Raw genomic sequence first — 15,220 nt, 5'->3', positions numbered from 1 at the left:
TCCTGTGAATAAACAAACAGACCTGGCCGGGCGGACAGGTTTTGAAGGGCACCGAGAATAGCATGACAACGACGCAAGGAAAACGGTTGCGTCGGCCAGATGTCGTGGATTTAACCGGCGATCAGAAGTCGAAATGGATAAGCTGAATGCCGCTGGCGTCGAGCTGAATCATGGAACCCCGGCTGTGCCAGGCACCCAGCACCGCGCGTTGCGCCGTTTCACCTTTTAAGCTCAGCGTATGGATTGCCGGGCGATGGGTGTGGCCGTGGATCAGCAGCGGCACCTGCTGGCGCAGCATCGTGGCGGCCACGGCATCCTGATTCACATCCATAATGGTCTGGGATTTATGCTGGTTGGCCTGTTTGCTGTCGGCGCGCATCCGGGCGGCGATGCGTTTGCGTATCCACAACGGCAGCGCCAGGAACAGTCGCTGAATCCACGGATTATGCACTTTGGCACGAAAGCGCAGATAACCCGCATCGTCCGTGCAGAGCGTATCGCCGTGCATGATCAGCAGCCGATGGCCGTAGAGCGTCAGTACCTGTTCTTCCGGCAGCAGCGTCATGCCGCTGGCGCGCGCAAAGCGTCGGCCAATCAGGAAGTCGCGGTTGCCATGGATAAAGTAAACCGGAACCGGCAGGGCGCGCAGGGCACGGGCAATCTGCTGATGCAGCGGATTAGGATCGTCGTCGCCAATCCAGGCTTCAAACAGATCGCCGAGAATATAGAGCGCGTCGCAGTGGGGCGCTTCGCGTTGTAAAAAATGCAGAAAACCGGCGGTAATCGCCGGTTCTTCCTGACACAGATGGAGATCTGCGATAAACAGCGTGCGGGACATTACTCGCTAACGGTCACTTTCTGGATCACGACGTCATCTTTTGGCACATCCTGGTGCATGCCGCTGCGGCCGGTAGAAACGGCTTTGATCTTCTCGACCACGTCCATGCCTTCAACCACTTCTGCGAATACGCAGTAGCCCCAGCCCTGAACGCTTTCGTCACGGAAGTTCAGGAAGTCATTGTCAGCCACGTTGATGAAGAACTGTGCGGTCGCAGAGTGCGGCGCAGAGGTACGTGCCATTGCCAGCGTACCTTTGGTGTTTTTCAGACCGTTGTTCGCTTCGTTCTGGATTTCATCTTTGGTCGCTTTCTGCTTCATGCCCGGCTCGAAGCCGCCGCCCTGAATCATAAAGCCGTTGATAACACGGTGGAAAATGGTGTTGTCGTAAAAACCTTCACGGCAGTAATCCAGGAAGTTCTGTACGGTTGCCGGCGCTTTATCATCGAAAGTTTTGATTACGATATCGCCATGGTTCGTCTGGAAAGTTACCATTTTTGTTGTCCTGTAAAGGTTGTGATCAGTTGCCGGGATCGCGCTGTTAACTGGCGTACCCCTTTTAGTCGACCGTTCTTATATCATAATTTCCAATGACGCGTCAGCAGCACGGCGCAGTTGGCTTGCTTTGCGTCGCGCGAGCGATAAAAATACGGCACAATGTCTGGATACTTAAAAAAGCCAACCACACGCGAAAACGGAACCGTTCAATGCTTAAGATTTATAACACCCTGAGTCGACAGAAAGAGGAATTCAAACCCATTCATGCCGGTAAAATCGGGATGTATGTTTGCGGCATCACGGTGTATGACCTCTGTCACATTGGTCATGGGCGGACGTTCGTGGCGTTTGACGTGGTGGCGCGCTACCTGCGTTACCTCGGTTATCAGCTTAACTATGTACGTAATATCACCGACATTGATGACAAAATCATCAAACGCGCCAATGAAAACGGTGAGAGCATCGAAACGCTGACCAACCGTATGATTGGCGAGATGCACAACGACTTCGCTGCGCTGGGGATCCTGCCACCTGATGAGGAGCCGCGAGCCACCCGCCACATTGCTGAAATCATTGAGCTGGTGCAGACGCTGATCGCCCGCAATCACGCTTATGTGGCGGACAATGGCGACGTGATGTTCGATGTGCTGAGCGACACCGATTATGGCGCGCTGTCGCGTCAGGATCTGGAGCAGCTGCAGGCAGGCGCACGCGTTGAAGTCGCGGACGTGAAGCGCAATCCGATGGACTTCGTGCTGTGGAAAATGTCCAAAGCGGATGAGCCTGCCTGGTCATCGCCGTGGGGCAACGGTCGTCCTGGCTGGCACATCGAGTGCTCGGCGATGAACTGCAAACAGCTGGGCACCCATTTCGACATCCACGGCGGCGGTTCAGACCTGATGTTCCCGCACCATGAAAACGAAATCGCCCAGTCGAGCTGCGCTCATGACGGTCCTTACGTTAACTACTGGATGCACTCCGGCATGGTGATGGTTGACCGCGAAAAGATGTCTAAATCGCTCGGCAACTTCTTCACCGTGCGAGACGTGCTGCAACACTATGATGCGGAAACGGTGCGTTATTTCCTGATGTCTGGTCACTATCGCAGCCAGCTTAACTATGGCGAAGATAACCTGAACCAGGCGCGTGCGGCGCTGGAGCGTCTTTATACCGCGCTGCGTCACACCGACAGCAGCGTGCCAGCAAGCGGCGGCGAAGCGTTTGAAGCGCGTTTCCGCAGCGCGATGGACGATGATTTCAACACCCCGGAAGCCTACTCGGTGCTGTTCGATATGGCGCGTGAAGTTAACCGCCTGAAAAGCGAAGATGGCGCGTCAGCGCACGGTCTGGCGTCGAAGCTGCGTGAGATGGCTAACGTGCTGGGCATCCTGCAGCAGGATCCTGAGCTGTTCCTGCAAAGTGGCGCGCAGGTCAATGACGAAGAGGTTGCTGAGATTGAGCATTGGGTGAAAGCCCGTGCCGATGCGCGTGCCGCCAAAGCCTGGGCGGAAGCGGACATCGCGCGCGACAAGCTTAACGCGCTGGGTGTCATCGTCGAGGATGGACCACAGGGCTCCAGCTGGCGTCGAAAATAAACCGGAGAGGGCGAGCAATCGCCCTTTTTTATTATGGCGATTGAACAGATTCAGATCCGTGGCTTCCGCTCAATACGTAACCTGACGCTGTCACTGCAGCAGCTGAATGTGGTGAGCGGTCCCAACGGCTGCGGTAAATCCAACCTCTACAAAGCAGTGCGGCTGCTGCACGAAGCGGCCAGCGGTCGTCTGGCGCTGGCACTGGCTGATGAAGGCGGCATTCAGAAAACGATGTGGGCGGGTGGCTTGCGCCGGGGCGATCGCCGACACGATCCAAAGCGGCTGGAGCTGGCCGTGGTGATGGATGATATGGATTACCAGCTGGAGATTGGCTTTCCCGAGCCGCTGTCGACCAGCCTGTTCAACCTCGATCCGCTGGTGAAGCAGGAGCGGCTCTGGCTCAGCGGTCAGCGTCGTCGTCTTTCTGCCTGCATCATGCAGCGCGAAAATCAGACTGCTTTTCTGCACAACGTTGAAGGGGATCGCGTCGCTTATCCGGCGGTGCTGCATCCTGAAGAATCGCTGTTTGGTCAGCTTGGCGAACCGCATCTCTACCCGGAACTTTCCCAGCTGCGCGAGCGGCTGCAGCAGTGGCGCTTCTACCATGAGTTCGCCGTCTGGCCTGGCTCACCGATACGTGCGCCGCAGATTGGGGTGCGTGCGCCGGTGCTGAGCCACGATGGCAGCAATCTGGCGGCAGCCTGGGCAACCATTGTTGAGCGTGGTCATTCAGAACTGTTGTCTGAGGTGATGACGCAGGCGTTTCCCGACAGCCAGTTTGACGTCGAAGTGCAGAACGGTCGCTTTCAGATGCTGATGTCCCGCCATGGCATTCTGCGTCCGCTGGAGAGCGCGGAGTTTTCGGATGGTACGCTGCGGTTTCTCTGTCTGGTTGTGGCGCTGCTCAGCCCGCGTCCGCCCGCCTTTATGGCACTGAATGAGCCGGAAAACAGTTTGCATGAAGATCTGTTGCCTGCGCTGGCGCGTTTAATCGCCGAAGCCAGTCAGTACAGCCAGCTCTGGATCACCAGCCATTCACCCCGCCTCGCGACACTGATTGCGCAGCATATGGCGGTGAATCATATTGCACTGGAACAGCGGGAAGGGGAGACGAGTGTGGCGGGGGATGAACTGCTGTGACAGCGTCCCCGCAGGGACGCCCGGGAATTATTCGACTACAGTGATGCGGAAACCGGCAAATTCCACGGTCTGACCGGCAACGATCTTGCAGCGCTTACGGGTCTCTACCGCGCCGTTGACCTTCACTTCACCCTCGGCAATCACGACTTTCGCCTGTGCGCCGCTCTGAACCCAGCCTTCCAGCTTCAGCAGGTCACACAGATCGACATGCGGGAATTTACCCAGTGAAAAACTTGCCATTTAAACGTCCTCTTTATCGTGAAACTCTTCGCACGCCTGCAGCGTGTTTTGAATCAGTGTTGCGACTGTCATCGGTCCGACACCGCCCGGCACCGGGGTGATGTAGGAGGCGCGCTCTGATGCGCTGTCAAAATCAACGTCGCCCACCACTTTGCCGCTGTCCAGACGGTTAATGCCCACGTCAATGACGATGGCACCGGGTTTGATCCAGTCGCCCGGAATAAAGCCTGGCTTGCCCACCGCAACGACCAGCAGATCGGCATGCTCAACGTGATGGCGCAAATCTTTGGTAAAGCGATGGGTCACGGTGGTGGTGCAGCCTGCGAGCAGCAGCTCCATGCTCATCGGACGACCAACAATGTTAGACGCCCCGACCACCACAGCGTTCAGGCCGTAGGTGTCGATGTTGTAGCGCTCCAGCAGCGTCACGATACCGCGCGGGGTGCAGGGACGCAGGGTTGGCGCACGCTGACACAGGCGACCGACGTTATAAGGGTGGAAGCCATCGACATCTTTATCCGGCGTGATGCGCTCCAGCACCTTCACATTATCGATGCCCGCTGGCAGCGGCAGCTGCACCAGGATGCCATCGATTTCGTCGTCCTGATTGAGCTTATCGATCAGCTCCAGCAGCTCAGCTTCGCGGGTGGTGGCAGGCAGATCGTAAGAGCGGGAGTGGAAACCGACCTCTTCACAGGCGCGGCGTTTGCTGGCCACATAGATCTGCGATGCCGGGTTTTCACCCACAAGAACCACTGCCAGACCTGGCGCACGTTTTCCGGCGGCCAGACGCTGCTTCACTTTTTCCGCAACCTCAACGCGCACCTGCTGCGCAATCGTTTTACCGTCAATAATTTTTGCTGCCATCAGAGAGGAAATCCACTGTGTTGTGTTGAATCGGGGAAGGGGGCTATTTTGTCAGAAGCGCGGCGCGCTGTCAGTCACAGTTTCAGCCGCGTATGCGCTTTCCGGCTTTTTCGTCGCGACGAGCGCCTGCCTGCATGCGTATGATATCTGCAGGACAATCCGGGGACGATGTAATGATTTGGATAATGCTTGCTACGCTGGCGGTGGTGTTTGTCGCTGGCTTTCAGCTGCTCACCGCTGGCTCACGCCACGCCGCTCAGCGGCTCAGCAAACGGCTGCAGCTGCCACCGGTACAGGTGGAATCAATGCTCTCTATGATGGGGAAAGAGGCGGCGAAGGAGTTTACCGACTATCTCAGCAGCGATAATGAAACGCACCTGCAAAACGGCGCAGCGGTACTGCTGATCTGGCAGGTGTTGATTGTTGACGGCAGCGAGGAGAACAGCCAGCGCTGGCATGCCATTCTCAGTCGTGCCGGTTTTCCACCGCTTATCAGCCGCCAGCAGTTGCTGCTCGCGCTGGGCTTTCTGCGCCAGCTGGAGCCGGACAGCCAGGAGTTGCACGCACTTCGTGAGCAATACAATGCGCGTTTCACATCACAAGGGATTGAGCTGGAAGGAGAATTTTCCGGAACCAGTAAACTCGTGTCGCTCAGCGAATGGCGCAGGCGTCACTGACGCTAATTGGTTATTACCGCAGCACTTCGCTGCGGGAAAACGGCAAAAACGTTGACGTACCCGCTTCCCGACGTATAATCCGTGCCATCTCCATGCGCCCTTAGCTCAGTTGGATAGAGCACCGGCCTTCTAAGCCGTAGGTCACAGGTTCGAATCCTGTAGGGCGTACCAATTCCTTCAATGACTTACGCCAGCTTCAATCCTGCCTGATTATTTCCTTGTGTCGTATTTGTGTCGTTTTCACCCCAAAACCTCTCGCGGGCGGCTTTTCTGTGCAAACAGGGTCACTTTTCTAAAAGATAGAAATGCAATGACATATCCAACTGTAGTGAATGGTATGGACCTCCGTTAGCTGGTATTCCTGACCGGTGCGGGGTCATACACTAACACTTTCAAAGTGGCGCTGACGTTTGGCAAGCACCACAACGACGTGCTCCTAAAAACACGAAGCGTTATCAGTCAGTGCTCAACAGAGTTCGTAGAGCGCAATTCTATGCATTGCCATGAAAACAGTAAGGCAAAGGTTCGCCAGTTACAGCGCCATTAAAGCGGAAAGGCGACAGGCAAAGCAGAGTAGCGCACTCAGGTGGACTTTTTGCTAGCCAAACCTGTCTTTGAATTTACGATCGCTGTTTCTACGGTTCATCTTGCTATTGCAATACGGGCAAAGATGCTGCTTTTTGCCATCTATCTTCCAGGTGAAGTATTTCTTTTTAAATCCAGTACCGCAAATATCACATCGCCTTGGTTTAAATATTCCTGCGATGATCATAAGGACAACGATGCCAATAATCCATTCCATAACATTCTCCTTTTTAAATTACCAAACCAAGCGGGTGACATTTTGCTCTAGGTTCTCATGCATTGGGTACGTTGGGCCACTTCTTATAAGCGAAGACATAGAGGGTAAAGAAGTGCAAGCCGGGGAATGATAGTAGCAGAGCCATTTTCCATCCAAATCCCGCTTTCTGAGCCATACGAAAGCATGGAATAAACATGAAAAACCAGATTATAAACGTCATCGCTGCGAGTGGGTTTGGTTGTTCCATTGTGATTTCTCCTTGATTTGCCTTCTCTGGTATATCGGCAGTCGCGCTATGAATTTTAGCAAAATTGACCATTTTCCCCTTTGTTGCGACCACTCCATACTATGATTCATCTCATCTTTTTTGGGGATAGGGATATGAAGGGGCTGATTTTTGGTGCGGTAATTGAAACATTGTTTTCCGGTTGGGTCTATACAGGCATTAACTTCGATGAATCAAAGCTAGCGAATGTGAATAAAAGGGAGGCCACTAAGCAGGAGATCATTTCCTGCTTTGGCAATCCATCGATAACTACGTTAGATTCAGATCAGAGACGGTATTGACACGGTATATAGATATAGCCTCTGCTGTCCAGTAGATATAATCGAGCATTACTTACTGCGAGGTTCACAGTCCAAAGTATATCTTTGTGAATTTTCCCGGTTTTAAAATACAGCGTGTTGTCTCTGATACAGGTTGACCCGTGCAATGTGATACCCTAAGCCAACACAGATCTATTCACACATGGATTCCTATGGATAACATTGATAATGCCAGACGAGTTTTAGAAGAAAATACTAAAGTGCTCTACGGTATCTTTGGCATCATTGATGTTTCAGGCTACTTTCCTCCCTTGCCTTTCCTGAATGAATTCTTCATCGCTGGCAGTGATCCCTGTGACCAGGATGGCAGGATGAGTTGCTGGCGTCCCTTTACACTTACGATCTCCGAATATGAAGAGGTGAAGGCATGGTGGCTTTCATCTCGCCCAGGCACGGTTGAATCTCCACTTAACAGCGAGTGCTGGAGTGACTGGATTCAGGAGATCCTGGAATAATCAATCTGCTATCAATGCGAACCTGAGTGAGCATTCGTTCAGTTGACAGAAATCTCCACTCGCAGAACTGTTGCCTTGTAGTGAGAAAAATTAAAGGGATATCTATGTGTAATTGCAGACAGTTGCCACCCTGGGTGGCTGAAATTGAATCCATTGAGCGGGGTTTTGCATTTTCAGGGGCTTTAATTCATAAGCACTATTTCGAAACACCGGAAAGTGACTATCTTGAACCACAGCTTGATTATTCTCATTCCCGGTATCGCTGTCTGGAATGCGGTCAGGAATGGTATATTGAGTGTTCTCCGGAACAGACACCTTTTCCAGCGTTTGCCTTTAAGGTAAACGAATTAATGCGGCTACCTTCAGAGAACGAGGTACAGGCGGCCAAACAGTATCTATGCATACTTGCGCATGGTGGATTTAGTTCAGAAAAGTGCAGGATGGCTGGGTGCAAAAATCATAAGGTTCTGGGGCGCGAATTATGTCATTTACATATTCCATTTCCATAGGAATGCTTAATGGGTTCATATGTGGTTCATCGACAGAGCGATAAAATCGCCCTCCAAAATGCCTGGTATACTGTTGGGAAATCGACGAGGTAGGGTTATTTTTCTTAACTGATTTAAAAAATCCTGGCCAGGGTATACAGAGATGCTGAGCTTAATCCATAACACCTGACTAAAGAAAAAGGATTTGAATAACGGATTATTAGCATGCAGGCCTCATCATTATTTGTGACACTAGCGTCCTCAATCTGCCGCTCCCCAACCAGAAGCGGCATCCCTTCACCTCAACGCCATTAACCCGCAGCCACACCCTACAACGCCAGCACTTGCTTCTGTTTCCTGACAGGCAGCTTATTCAGCTGCGCTAACGCATTAACCAGTTGCTCATCGACCGGCTCGGGTGGTTTCACGGTCAGCACAATACGGCCTTCTGTAACGTTCACCTCGACTTCGGTGCCGGTAGTAAATCCGGCGGCTGCCAGCCACTGGCCTTTCATAATGATCGAGGGAATACGGATATAGTCTGGATACCGGCTGGCGTAACTCACCGTTAATTTACGCCGGGTAACGGAAGGGGCTTCTGGATTTAAACCAACTGCATTACACTCTGACTCAGTCATGATCTCTATTCCTGTTAAATAGGATTGTGATTAGCGATCCAGGGGTGCTCCAACACCTCTGGATCGCGCTAAATACCTGTACATATAATCAACTAATACGAATAAAGTCCAGATGAAAATCGATGTAAATCAGCAACTTTCCTTACGGTTAAAAGGCTATTTTTTGCGGCGAAGATCTCAGATTAAAGTAATCAACTGCAACACTTCAGGCAATGTAAAACAGACAGTCGATTCTGTTTAGCGTAAATGAAATAACGATTTTCACCTGACCACGCTTATTTATAAAGCGCGATCTATCCTGACGTCACCGGACTGATTATCTCGCTTGTACCGATCCCTGAAGCCATAAACGCTGCCAGCCAGAATCCCCGGTAAACAAAATTCCACATCAGGCACAAACGCAGAAAACCATCACACCTTTTTTTCCTCTCGCCGCAATGCCATGATAGCCGCCTCATAACCATCCTCTCCGGCCAGCCCGCCAAAGAGCACATAAACAGGGAGCACTCCGTCATGGAAAGTAAAAATCTTGTTGATATTGCTGAGGCCTTTCCTCAGTCAGCCATCGATCTGAAATACGCCACCGCCGACAACCTCACCGGACAGCCCATCTACCGCGATGCGCGCTGTCTGCTGCACGCTGATGCGGCGAAAGCGCTGGCGAAAAGTATCGATATTGCAAACGTGGCGGGCTATTCGCTGCTGATCCTCGATGCGTACCGGCCACCTGCCGCGCAGGCAATTCTGTGGCAGGCCTGCCCGAATCAGGACTATGTCGCACCGCTGACGCGCGGATCAAATCACAGCCGCGGCACCGCAATAGACGTGACGCTGATTGACGAACGTGGTGAAATCGTGGATATGGGGACCGGTTTCGATGAGATGAGTGAACACTCCCATCCTTATCATCCTGCGGTGCCACTTCAGGCACAGCGCAACCGGCTGATGCTTAATGCCATCATGCTGGGTGGTGGCTTTACCGGCATTGCGACCGAATGGTGGCATTTTGAATTACCCGGTTCAGAAAGCTATCCGCTGATCGACGGCGAATTTGGCTGTTATTCCTCACCGCAGGCAGAAAATATCAGCCTCTGAGAAGACAGAACAGTTTAGGTATATTCAGGGGAAATGCAGAAAGCGGTATTCCTGCAGATGACCAGAAGGGCAGAGCGATAAAATGAGCGGGTTTATGCTGGGTGATAACCAAAAATAGCGTAACGCGCACAAAAGAAATAAGCCGTGACAGGTGCCACGGCTAACGCTTTATGCAGACTGCCACTCGCTTTCAACATCCGCTTTGGCTTTAGAGAGGATGACTTTATTGTCATCGACTTCTTTCACCCAGCTGAATGGAATAATGTGGTGTTTGCCGCCTGCTTCAGGATCGCTTTTCGCCAGCTTAATTTTGTCGTCGCCTTCGAAATGGTCAACAATTCCGACATGTTCGCCATTCACATCAACAACCTGTGCGTGATCCAGAATCTCTGATTTATCTACCATGTTGACTTAATCCTTATATTTGATGAATTCAGTTGCCCTCAGACAGAACAAGCCTGGTTGTTAAACACGGTTTGCGCCAGGCAATTAACAAAATGAAATAGTTAAGCCGACTGGACCTGAACGCGGTTATTTGTTTACGCGACACGAAAAAACGAAACCGCTAACCGATCCCGATGTTCGCAGTTTCGGGTCTGCTCAGCTAAGCACTTTCCACTCCGGCATGTTCAGATTTGCCGCGATCCTCTCCGGCTGTTTCACCAATCAACGCTATGATAATCAGGTCAATCGCCGCGCCCGGGTCTGCCCGAACGCAGGCGATTTAACTCACATAAAGGAGTGCCTATGTCTGCAGTCAGCTCACTGACCACCGAAGGCGGCGTCTGGATTAATCAGCCGCCAGTACACAGTCTGGATGGCGATACGCTACAGTTCGAAACCGCGTTAAACAGCGATTTCTGGCAGCGCACCTGGTACGGCTTCGAACGGCACAGCGGCCACGCTTTTGGCTTCTGGGTGGAAAACGATTTTACCGTTCAGGTGCAGGTGAGGGCGGACTTCAGCCAGCTCTATGATCAGGCCGGTCTGTTTATTCAGGACAGTGAAAGGCACTGGGTTAAAGCGGGCATTGAGTTTAACGATGACCAGCCTGCTATCGGCAGCGTGGTCACGCGTGAGTTTTCTGACTGGTCTACCGGTGTATTCCCTGGTGATGCGCGTCAGTTCTGGCTGCGCGCCACGCTGGAAAAAGGGGCGCTGAGAATCCAGTACTCCACCGACGGCCTGACCTGGCCGCTGTTGCGACTCTGCCCGTGGCCGGGTCAGGCGCGGCGTTTTGTCGGCGTGATGGGCTGTTCGCCTGAACGCGAGGGGCTGGCGATCCGTTTCAGCGACTTCACGCTGGGTCCGCCATCCGGCAAAGCCCTGCACGACCTTTCCTGACTTCATTGCATATCATCGCGGAATCCGCTTAATTATCAGGGCCGGATTTGCGGTGACGCGTCGTCCATACCGAACGACGCCTTTACAGGGAAAGCTATGCGTTGCGCCATCTTACTGACCCGGCTGCTGGTCATCTTCTGCTGTACCGGATGGGCAGAGCAGGCCGCAGCCGATACCGTCTGGCTGAATAATGGCGATCGGCTGACCGGCACGATCCGTTATCTCAGCGACGGCAAGCTGGCGATTGAGACACACTACGCGGGCACCGTCACCCTGGCGTGGAATGCGGTCAGTACGCTCGCCAGCGATAATCCGGTTAATGTCGAAAACAAAAAGACCGGCGAACACTATCAGGTGCGGCTCTCTTCGTCCGATCCCGGTTATGTCTGGGTGGAACGCAATGAGCAGGAGCAGCAGGTCTCCGTCAGTCGCATCGATGAGTTTATGAAAGCCAAAGTCCGCACCGATCAGCTCGCCTGGACCGGCAATATCGATGCCGGTGTGAAGGTCAAAAAAGCCTCGACCAAGACCGACGACTACAGCTTTGCGCTCAACACTAAACTGAACCAGGGCAAATGGCGGCACGACATCGGTGCGACCTACAATCGCGAGCAGGAAAACGCGAGCATCAACACCAATAACTACAGCCTGCGCTACGCCTTCGACTATCTAGTCAGTGAGCAGTTCTTCTGGCAGACTCGCGCGACCTACAAGCGCGACTGGGTAGAGAATCTGTCACGGCAGGCGCTGCTCGGTACCGGCCCCGGTTATCAGCTGTGGGACACCGAACTCAGTTCCTTCTCACTCTCGCTGCTTGGCGGTGCCTTTGAGTATGGCTACAGCGACGATCGCGAAGAGCGGCACTTTGGCGGCTCGCTGCGCTGGAACTATCAGCGCTATCTGCTGGGCAAGTCGGTCACGCTTTACAGCAACGGCGATGTGGGTCATTCACTGGATGATGACGGAGTATTTATGCTGGATGCCGAAGTCGGGATGCGTTACAGCCTGACCTCCTGGTCAACGCTGCACCTTGGTTATCATCGCAATCTGGTCAGCGGCATTCCCGATACCCTTAACGAAGGCATCTTCTCCACCGGATTAGGCCTGAAGTGGTAACCCGCTGATCGCGCAGCGTCGCAGCAAATCCTTACTGTTTTTATCCGGTTACAGGCCCGGCATTAGCTAAGCTGCATGTACTGTCACAACGGGAATGCAGAAGATGATCGTAAGCAGCAGGGTGTATCGTCCTGGAAGTGCGGGCGAAGAGGTCGACGTCGAAGATATCAGTGAAGTGATCAAAGAGCCGGAAGCGTTTATCTGGCTCGGGCTGTGGCAGCCAGACGCTGAATTTATGGCAAAGATTAAAGAGGAGTTCGGCCTGCACGAACTGGCGGTTGAAGATGCGCTTAATGCCCATCAGCGACCTAAAATCGAACATTACGGTGACTCACTGTTTATCGTGGTCAAGACAGTATGTGCAAAGGATGACAGCTGCGAACTGGGCGAAACCCACTTCTTTGTCGGAAAAAAATTCCTGATCAGCATCCGTCACGGCGCATCGGAAAGTTATACCCCGGTGCGACAGCGTGCCTCTGAGAACCCGGCGCTGCTGAAGTTTGGCCCGGCGTATCCGCTCTATTGTCTGCTCGATTTTGTCGTGGATCGCTATGCTCAACTTTCCACTTCTCTGAATGAGCGGGTGGGGCAGATGGAGAACGATCTCTTTACCAGCGAATTTGACCGTAAGTCGGTCCAGTCGGTCTACACCATGCGGCGTCATCTGCTGTCACTACGCAATGCAGCGCTGCCGGTAGAAGAGATCTGTAATCAGCTTATCCACCTGCATGAAGATCTGATCCCGCGTCCGCTGCGCGCCTATATCCGCGACGTGCAGGATCACGCCCGTCATGTGGTCACCGACGCGGAAGATATGCGCGAGATGCTGACCAGCGCCATGCAGGTCAACCTGGCGCTGGTGACGGTGCAGCAGAACGAGGTGGTCAAAAAGCTGGCGGGCTGGGGCGCGATCCTGGTGATCCCGACCGTGGTGTTCAGCATGTACGGCATGAACTTCGAACATATGCCGGAGCTGAAGTCGCTGTATGGCTATCCGCTGGCGGTTGGGCTGACGCTGCTGGCCTGCGGCGGGTTGTGGGCTAAACTGCGCCGAGCGGGCTGGCTGTAAGGCAGCCCGTTCCGTAACGGCGGGGCTGGATTAATTATCCGCCTCGCTTAGTTTTATTTTCCTTTATTTAAGCGAGGCGGGAATGGCCCGCGATAATAACTTTATTTCTCCGCTCTTTACGTTGTCGCAATAAAATCATCTTCAGCGCGTTCGTTATTACAGGCTCGCCGGAACTGGCTGGTTTTTTATTTCTTCACTACGATAAACAGATAACGTCATATATCCGCTTTCTGCTGGTGAATTAATCCTGATGCTGATGTCATGCAGCCCCGGCAGGCGCGATTATTTTCCGGCCAGGAGAGAGTCAGATGAAAGTACGGCTGCCTGCGTGTCTGTTCACGCCAGGCACTTACACCAGCGTGTCTGCGCCGGAACACTCCCCTTATGAATGACAGCGACTGGGTTCTGATTATTGCCCGGACGCAGTTTGCGCTGACCATGGGCATGCATATCACGCTGGCGGCGCTGACGCTGGGGCTGGCCCCGTTTCTGGTCTGGTTTGAGGCGCGCTGGCTGTGGGGAAAGCAGCAGGTCGCCCGGGATGCGCTTCACTTCTGGCTGAACATTTTTTCCCTGACGGTGGCGATTGGTGCCGCCTCTGGCGTAGTCATGGAATTCCAGTTTGGTACGCACTGGGCGCGCTTTTCTCATCAGGCTGGTGGCGTGATTGGGCCGTTAATGTTTTATGAGGTGCTGGTCGCTTTTTTTCTGGAATCGGCGCTGACCGGGGTGATGCTGTTTGGCTTCAATAAAATCCGGCCTGGCATCCATTTTGCCGTGACCTGTCTGGTGGCGGTTGGGGCATTGCTAAGCGCATTCTGGATTCTGGCTGCCAATTCCTGGATGCAGACGCCGATCGGATTTACGCGTAATGAGAGCGGTGTATTTCTGGCCGAAAGCTGGCGGTCAATTCTGCTGTCGCCCTCTTTTCCCTGGCGTTTCGGTCATATGGTGGTGGGGTCGCTGATTGCCGTCGCGGTGTTGATGATGGGGGTTGCGGCCTGGCGACTGCGGCAGTTTAAGGGGGAGCCTGCTTCACGCCTGATGCTCAACAGCGCGCTGACCTTTCTGCTGTTTGCCGTTCCGCTGCAGATCGTACTCGGCGATCTGCACGGTGAAAATACCCGCGACTATCAGCCCGCTAAACTCGCGGCGATGGAGGGTAGCTGGCGTCCACCTGCGCAGGGTGAGGGGGAACCGTTGCGCCTGTTCGCGCTACCGGACCAGCAGGCGCAGCGTAACCATCTGGAAGTGCGCCTGCCCAATCTTGGCTCGCTCTATCTGCGACACAACTTCACGGGTCACATCAAAAGCCTGAGTGAATTTCCTGCAGAGGCCATTCCACCGGTGCTGCCGGTCTTTTTCGCCTTTCGCCTGATGGTGGGGCTGGGACTGATCATCTTACTCACTACACTGATAGCTAATTTCCAGCGCTGGCGTGGGCGGCTGGCCGCATCAGGGCGGTTAATGCGCTGGCTGGTATGGCTCTCGCCGGCGGGCTTTATCGCACTGCTCTCAGGCTGGGTCGTGACGGAAGTGGGGCGTCAGCCGTGGACGGTCTACGGCATGTTACGCACCGCAGAGAGCGTCTCTCCGCTGTCGTTCGCCACTACGCTGGTCATTTTTGTGGCCGTGCTGCTGATCTACGCGCTGGTCTTCGCCCTCGGCTTACACTATCTGCTGCGCCGGGTTAAGGGTGAACTGCCGTCGGGACAGCCGGTCGTCATTGAGTTAAAAACGCCACACTAGGAGT

Annotated in this window: 16 protein-coding genes and 1 tRNA gene; 10 read left to right on the top strand and 7 right to left on the bottom strand. The window is 53.7% G+C overall.

The features are described 5' to 3' along the window. Window positions 1-121: 121 nt before the first annotated feature. Both lpxH and ppiB read right to left on the bottom strand, forming a co-directional pair. Window positions 122-838: a UDP-2,3-diacylglucosamine diphosphatase gene (gene lpxH / locus EGO56_RS14275; protein ID WP_135909830.1), complete on the bottom strand. Its 717-nt coding sequence runs from the start codon at window positions 836-838 to the stop codon at window positions 122-124. Then, complete coding sequence (gene ppiB, locus EGO56_RS14270) at window positions 838-1,332, bottom strand: peptidylprolyl isomerase B (RefSeq protein ID WP_013357047.1); 495 nt, start codon at window positions 1,330-1,332, stop codon at window positions 838-840. The genes lpxH and ppiB overlap by 1 nt, the downstream gene beginning before the upstream one ends. A 212-nt stretch (window positions 1,333-1,544) precedes the next feature. Here ppiB and cysS point away from each other — a divergent pair, with 212 nt between their 5' ends. After that, the gene (gene cysS, locus EGO56_RS14265) at window positions 1,545-2,930 is read left to right on the top strand and encodes a cysteine--tRNA ligase (RefSeq protein WP_135909828.1); all 1,386 of its coding nucleotides are present in this window, start codon (window positions 1,545-1,547) and stop codon (window positions 2,928-2,930) included. A gap of 33 nt (window positions 2,931-2,963) precedes the next feature. After that, window positions 2,964-4,070 (top strand): AAA family ATPase, encoded by a 1,107-nt coding sequence (locus tag EGO56_RS14260; RefSeq protein ID WP_135909826.1) that lies wholly within the window; start codon window positions 2,964-2,966, stop codon window positions 4,068-4,070. Between the two features lie 27 nt (window positions 4,071-4,097). Here the strand turns inward: EGO56_RS14260 and ybcJ are convergent, their stop codons facing one another. Then, a complete protein-coding gene (gene ybcJ, locus EGO56_RS14255) occupies window positions 4,098-4,310 on the bottom strand; it encodes a ribosome-associated protein YbcJ (protein ID WP_013357050.1) in 213 nt (70 codons plus the stop codon). Beyond that, entirely contained in the window at window positions 4,311-5,177 is an 867-nt protein-coding gene (gene folD, locus EGO56_RS14250) for a bifunctional methylenetetrahydrofolate dehydrogenase/methenyltetrahydrofolate cyclohydrolase FolD (protein ID WP_033731804.1), read from the bottom strand. Window positions 5,178-5,350: 173 nt separating this feature from the next. On the opposite strand from folD, the gene EGO56_RS14245 reads away from it, so the two are divergent. Further along, window positions 5,351-5,854, top strand: a complete 504-nt coding sequence (locus EGO56_RS14245; RefSeq protein ID WP_135909824.1) for a DUF1198 family protein — start codon at window positions 5,351-5,353, stop codon at window positions 5,852-5,854. 94 nt (window positions 5,855-5,948) lie between these two features. Continuing rightward, window positions 5,949-6,025 (top strand) — tRNA-Arg (locus tag EGO56_RS14240). A gap of 427 nt (window positions 6,026-6,452) precedes the next feature. On the opposite strand, the gene EGO56_RS14235 is transcribed toward EGO56_RS14240, so the two are convergent. Beyond that, window positions 6,453-6,656, bottom strand: a complete 204-nt coding sequence (locus tag EGO56_RS14235; RefSeq protein WP_135909822.1) for a hypothetical protein — start codon at window positions 6,654-6,656, stop codon at window positions 6,453-6,455. A gap of 758 nt (window positions 6,657-7,414) precedes the next feature. On the opposite strand from EGO56_RS14235, the gene EGO56_RS14225 reads away from it, so the two are divergent. Next, complete coding sequence (locus EGO56_RS14225) at window positions 7,415-7,717, top strand: hypothetical protein (protein WP_135909820.1); 303 nt, start codon at window positions 7,415-7,417, stop codon at window positions 7,715-7,717. A gap of 817 nt (window positions 7,718-8,534) precedes the next feature. Here the strand turns inward: EGO56_RS14225 and EGO56_RS14215 are convergent. After that, window positions 8,535-8,843, bottom strand: a complete 309-nt coding sequence (locus EGO56_RS14215) for a SymE family type I addiction module toxin (protein ID WP_135909818.1) — start codon at window positions 8,841-8,843, stop codon at window positions 8,535-8,537. Window positions 8,844-9,356: 513 nt separating this feature from the next. On the opposite strand from EGO56_RS14215, the gene ddpX reads away from it, so the two are divergent. Then, a complete protein-coding gene (gene ddpX, locus EGO56_RS14210; RefSeq protein WP_135909816.1) occupies window positions 9,357-9,938 on the top strand; it encodes a D-alanyl-D-alanine dipeptidase in 582 nt (193 codons plus the stop codon). Window positions 9,939-10,106: 168 nt separating this feature from the next. Here ddpX and EGO56_RS14205 read toward each other — a convergent pair whose 3' ends face one another. After that, window positions 10,107-10,343 carry a DUF2171 domain-containing protein gene (locus tag EGO56_RS14205; protein WP_003854080.1) on the bottom strand — a complete coding sequence of 79 codons (237 nt, stop codon included), beginning with the start codon at window positions 10,341-10,343 and terminating at the stop codon, window positions 10,107-10,109. Window positions 10,344-10,685: 342 nt separating this feature from the next. Here EGO56_RS14205 and EGO56_RS14200 point away from each other — a divergent pair, with 342 nt between their 5' ends. The 4 genes from EGO56_RS14200 to EGO56_RS14185 all read left to right on the top strand — a co-directional run bounded on the left by EGO56_RS14200 (window position 10,686) and on the right by EGO56_RS14185 (window position 15,216). Further along, window positions 10,686-11,282 (top strand): DUF1349 domain-containing protein, encoded by a 597-nt coding sequence (locus EGO56_RS14200; protein WP_135909814.1) that lies wholly within the window; start codon window positions 10,686-10,688, stop codon window positions 11,280-11,282. A gap of 96 nt (window positions 11,283-11,378) precedes the next feature. Beyond that, the gene (locus EGO56_RS14195; protein WP_095707577.1) at window positions 11,379-12,398 is read left to right on the top strand and encodes a DUF481 domain-containing protein; all 1,020 of its coding nucleotides are present in this window, start codon (window positions 11,379-11,381) and stop codon (window positions 12,396-12,398) included. Between the two features lie 103 nt (window positions 12,399-12,501). Further along, window positions 12,502-13,467 (top strand): magnesium and cobalt transport protein CorA, encoded by a 966-nt coding sequence (locus tag EGO56_RS14190; protein ID WP_135909812.1) that lies wholly within the window; start codon window positions 12,502-12,504, stop codon window positions 13,465-13,467. Between the two features lie 384 nt (window positions 13,468-13,851). After that, a complete protein-coding gene (locus tag EGO56_RS14185) occupies window positions 13,852-15,216 on the top strand; it encodes a cytochrome ubiquinol oxidase subunit I (RefSeq protein ID WP_135909810.1) in 1,365 nt (454 codons plus the stop codon). Window positions 15,217-15,220 lie beyond the last annotated feature (4 nt).

The organism is Pantoea vagans, from assembly GCF_004792415.1.
In the GTDB taxonomy this organism is placed as follows: Bacteria; Pseudomonadota; Gammaproteobacteria; order Enterobacterales; family Enterobacteriaceae; genus Pantoea; species Pantoea vagans.
The sequence above is the reverse complement of the archived record's forward strand: the minus strand, read 5'-3'. Positions and strand labels throughout refer to the sequence as shown.

Coding starts and splice junctions, on each gene's coding strand:
- lpxH (WP_135909830.1), bottom strand. CDS start 838: ATGTCCCGCACGCTGTTTATCGCAGATCTCCATCTGTGTCAGGAAGAA.
- ppiB (WP_013357047.1), bottom strand. CDS start 1,332: ATGGTAACTTTCCAGACGAACCATGGCGATATCGTAATCAAAACTTTC.
- cysS (WP_135909828.1), top strand. CDS start 1,545: ATGCTTAAGATTTATAACACCCTGAGTCGACAGAAAGAGGAATTCAAA.
- EGO56_RS14260 (WP_135909826.1), top strand. CDS start 2,964: ATGGCGATTGAACAGATTCAGATCCGTGGCTTCCGCTCAATACGTAAC.
- ybcJ (WP_013357050.1), bottom strand. CDS start 4,310: ATGGCAAGTTTTTCACTGGGTAAATTCCCGCATGTCGATCTGTGTGAC.
- folD (WP_033731804.1), bottom strand. CDS start 5,177: ATGGCAGCAAAAATTATTGACGGTAAAACGATTGCGCAGCAGGTGCGC.
- EGO56_RS14245 (WP_135909824.1), top strand. CDS start 5,351: ATGATTTGGATAATGCTTGCTACGCTGGCGGTGGTGTTTGTCGCTGGC.
- EGO56_RS14235 (WP_135909822.1), bottom strand. CDS start 6,656: ATGGAATGGATTATTGGCATCGTTGTCCTTATGATCATCGCAGGAATA.
- EGO56_RS14225 (WP_135909820.1), top strand. CDS start 7,415: ATGGATAACATTGATAATGCCAGACGAGTTTTAGAAGAAAATACTAAA.
- EGO56_RS14215 (WP_135909818.1), bottom strand. CDS start 8,843: ATGACTGAGTCAGAGTGTAATGCAGTTGGTTTAAATCCAGAAGCCCCT.
- ddpX (WP_135909816.1), top strand. CDS start 9,357: ATGGAAAGTAAAAATCTTGTTGATATTGCTGAGGCCTTTCCTCAGTCA.
- EGO56_RS14205 (WP_003854080.1), bottom strand. CDS start 10,343: ATGGTAGATAAATCAGAGATTCTGGATCACGCACAGGTTGTTGATGTG.
- EGO56_RS14200 (WP_135909814.1), top strand. CDS start 10,686: ATGTCTGCAGTCAGCTCACTGACCACCGAAGGCGGCGTCTGGATTAAT.
- EGO56_RS14195 (WP_095707577.1), top strand. CDS start 11,379: ATGCGTTGCGCCATCTTACTGACCCGGCTGCTGGTCATCTTCTGCTGT.
- EGO56_RS14190 (WP_135909812.1), top strand. CDS start 12,502: ATGATCGTAAGCAGCAGGGTGTATCGTCCTGGAAGTGCGGGCGAAGAG.
- EGO56_RS14185 (WP_135909810.1), top strand. CDS start 13,852: ATGAATGACAGCGACTGGGTTCTGATTATTGCCCGGACGCAGTTTGCG.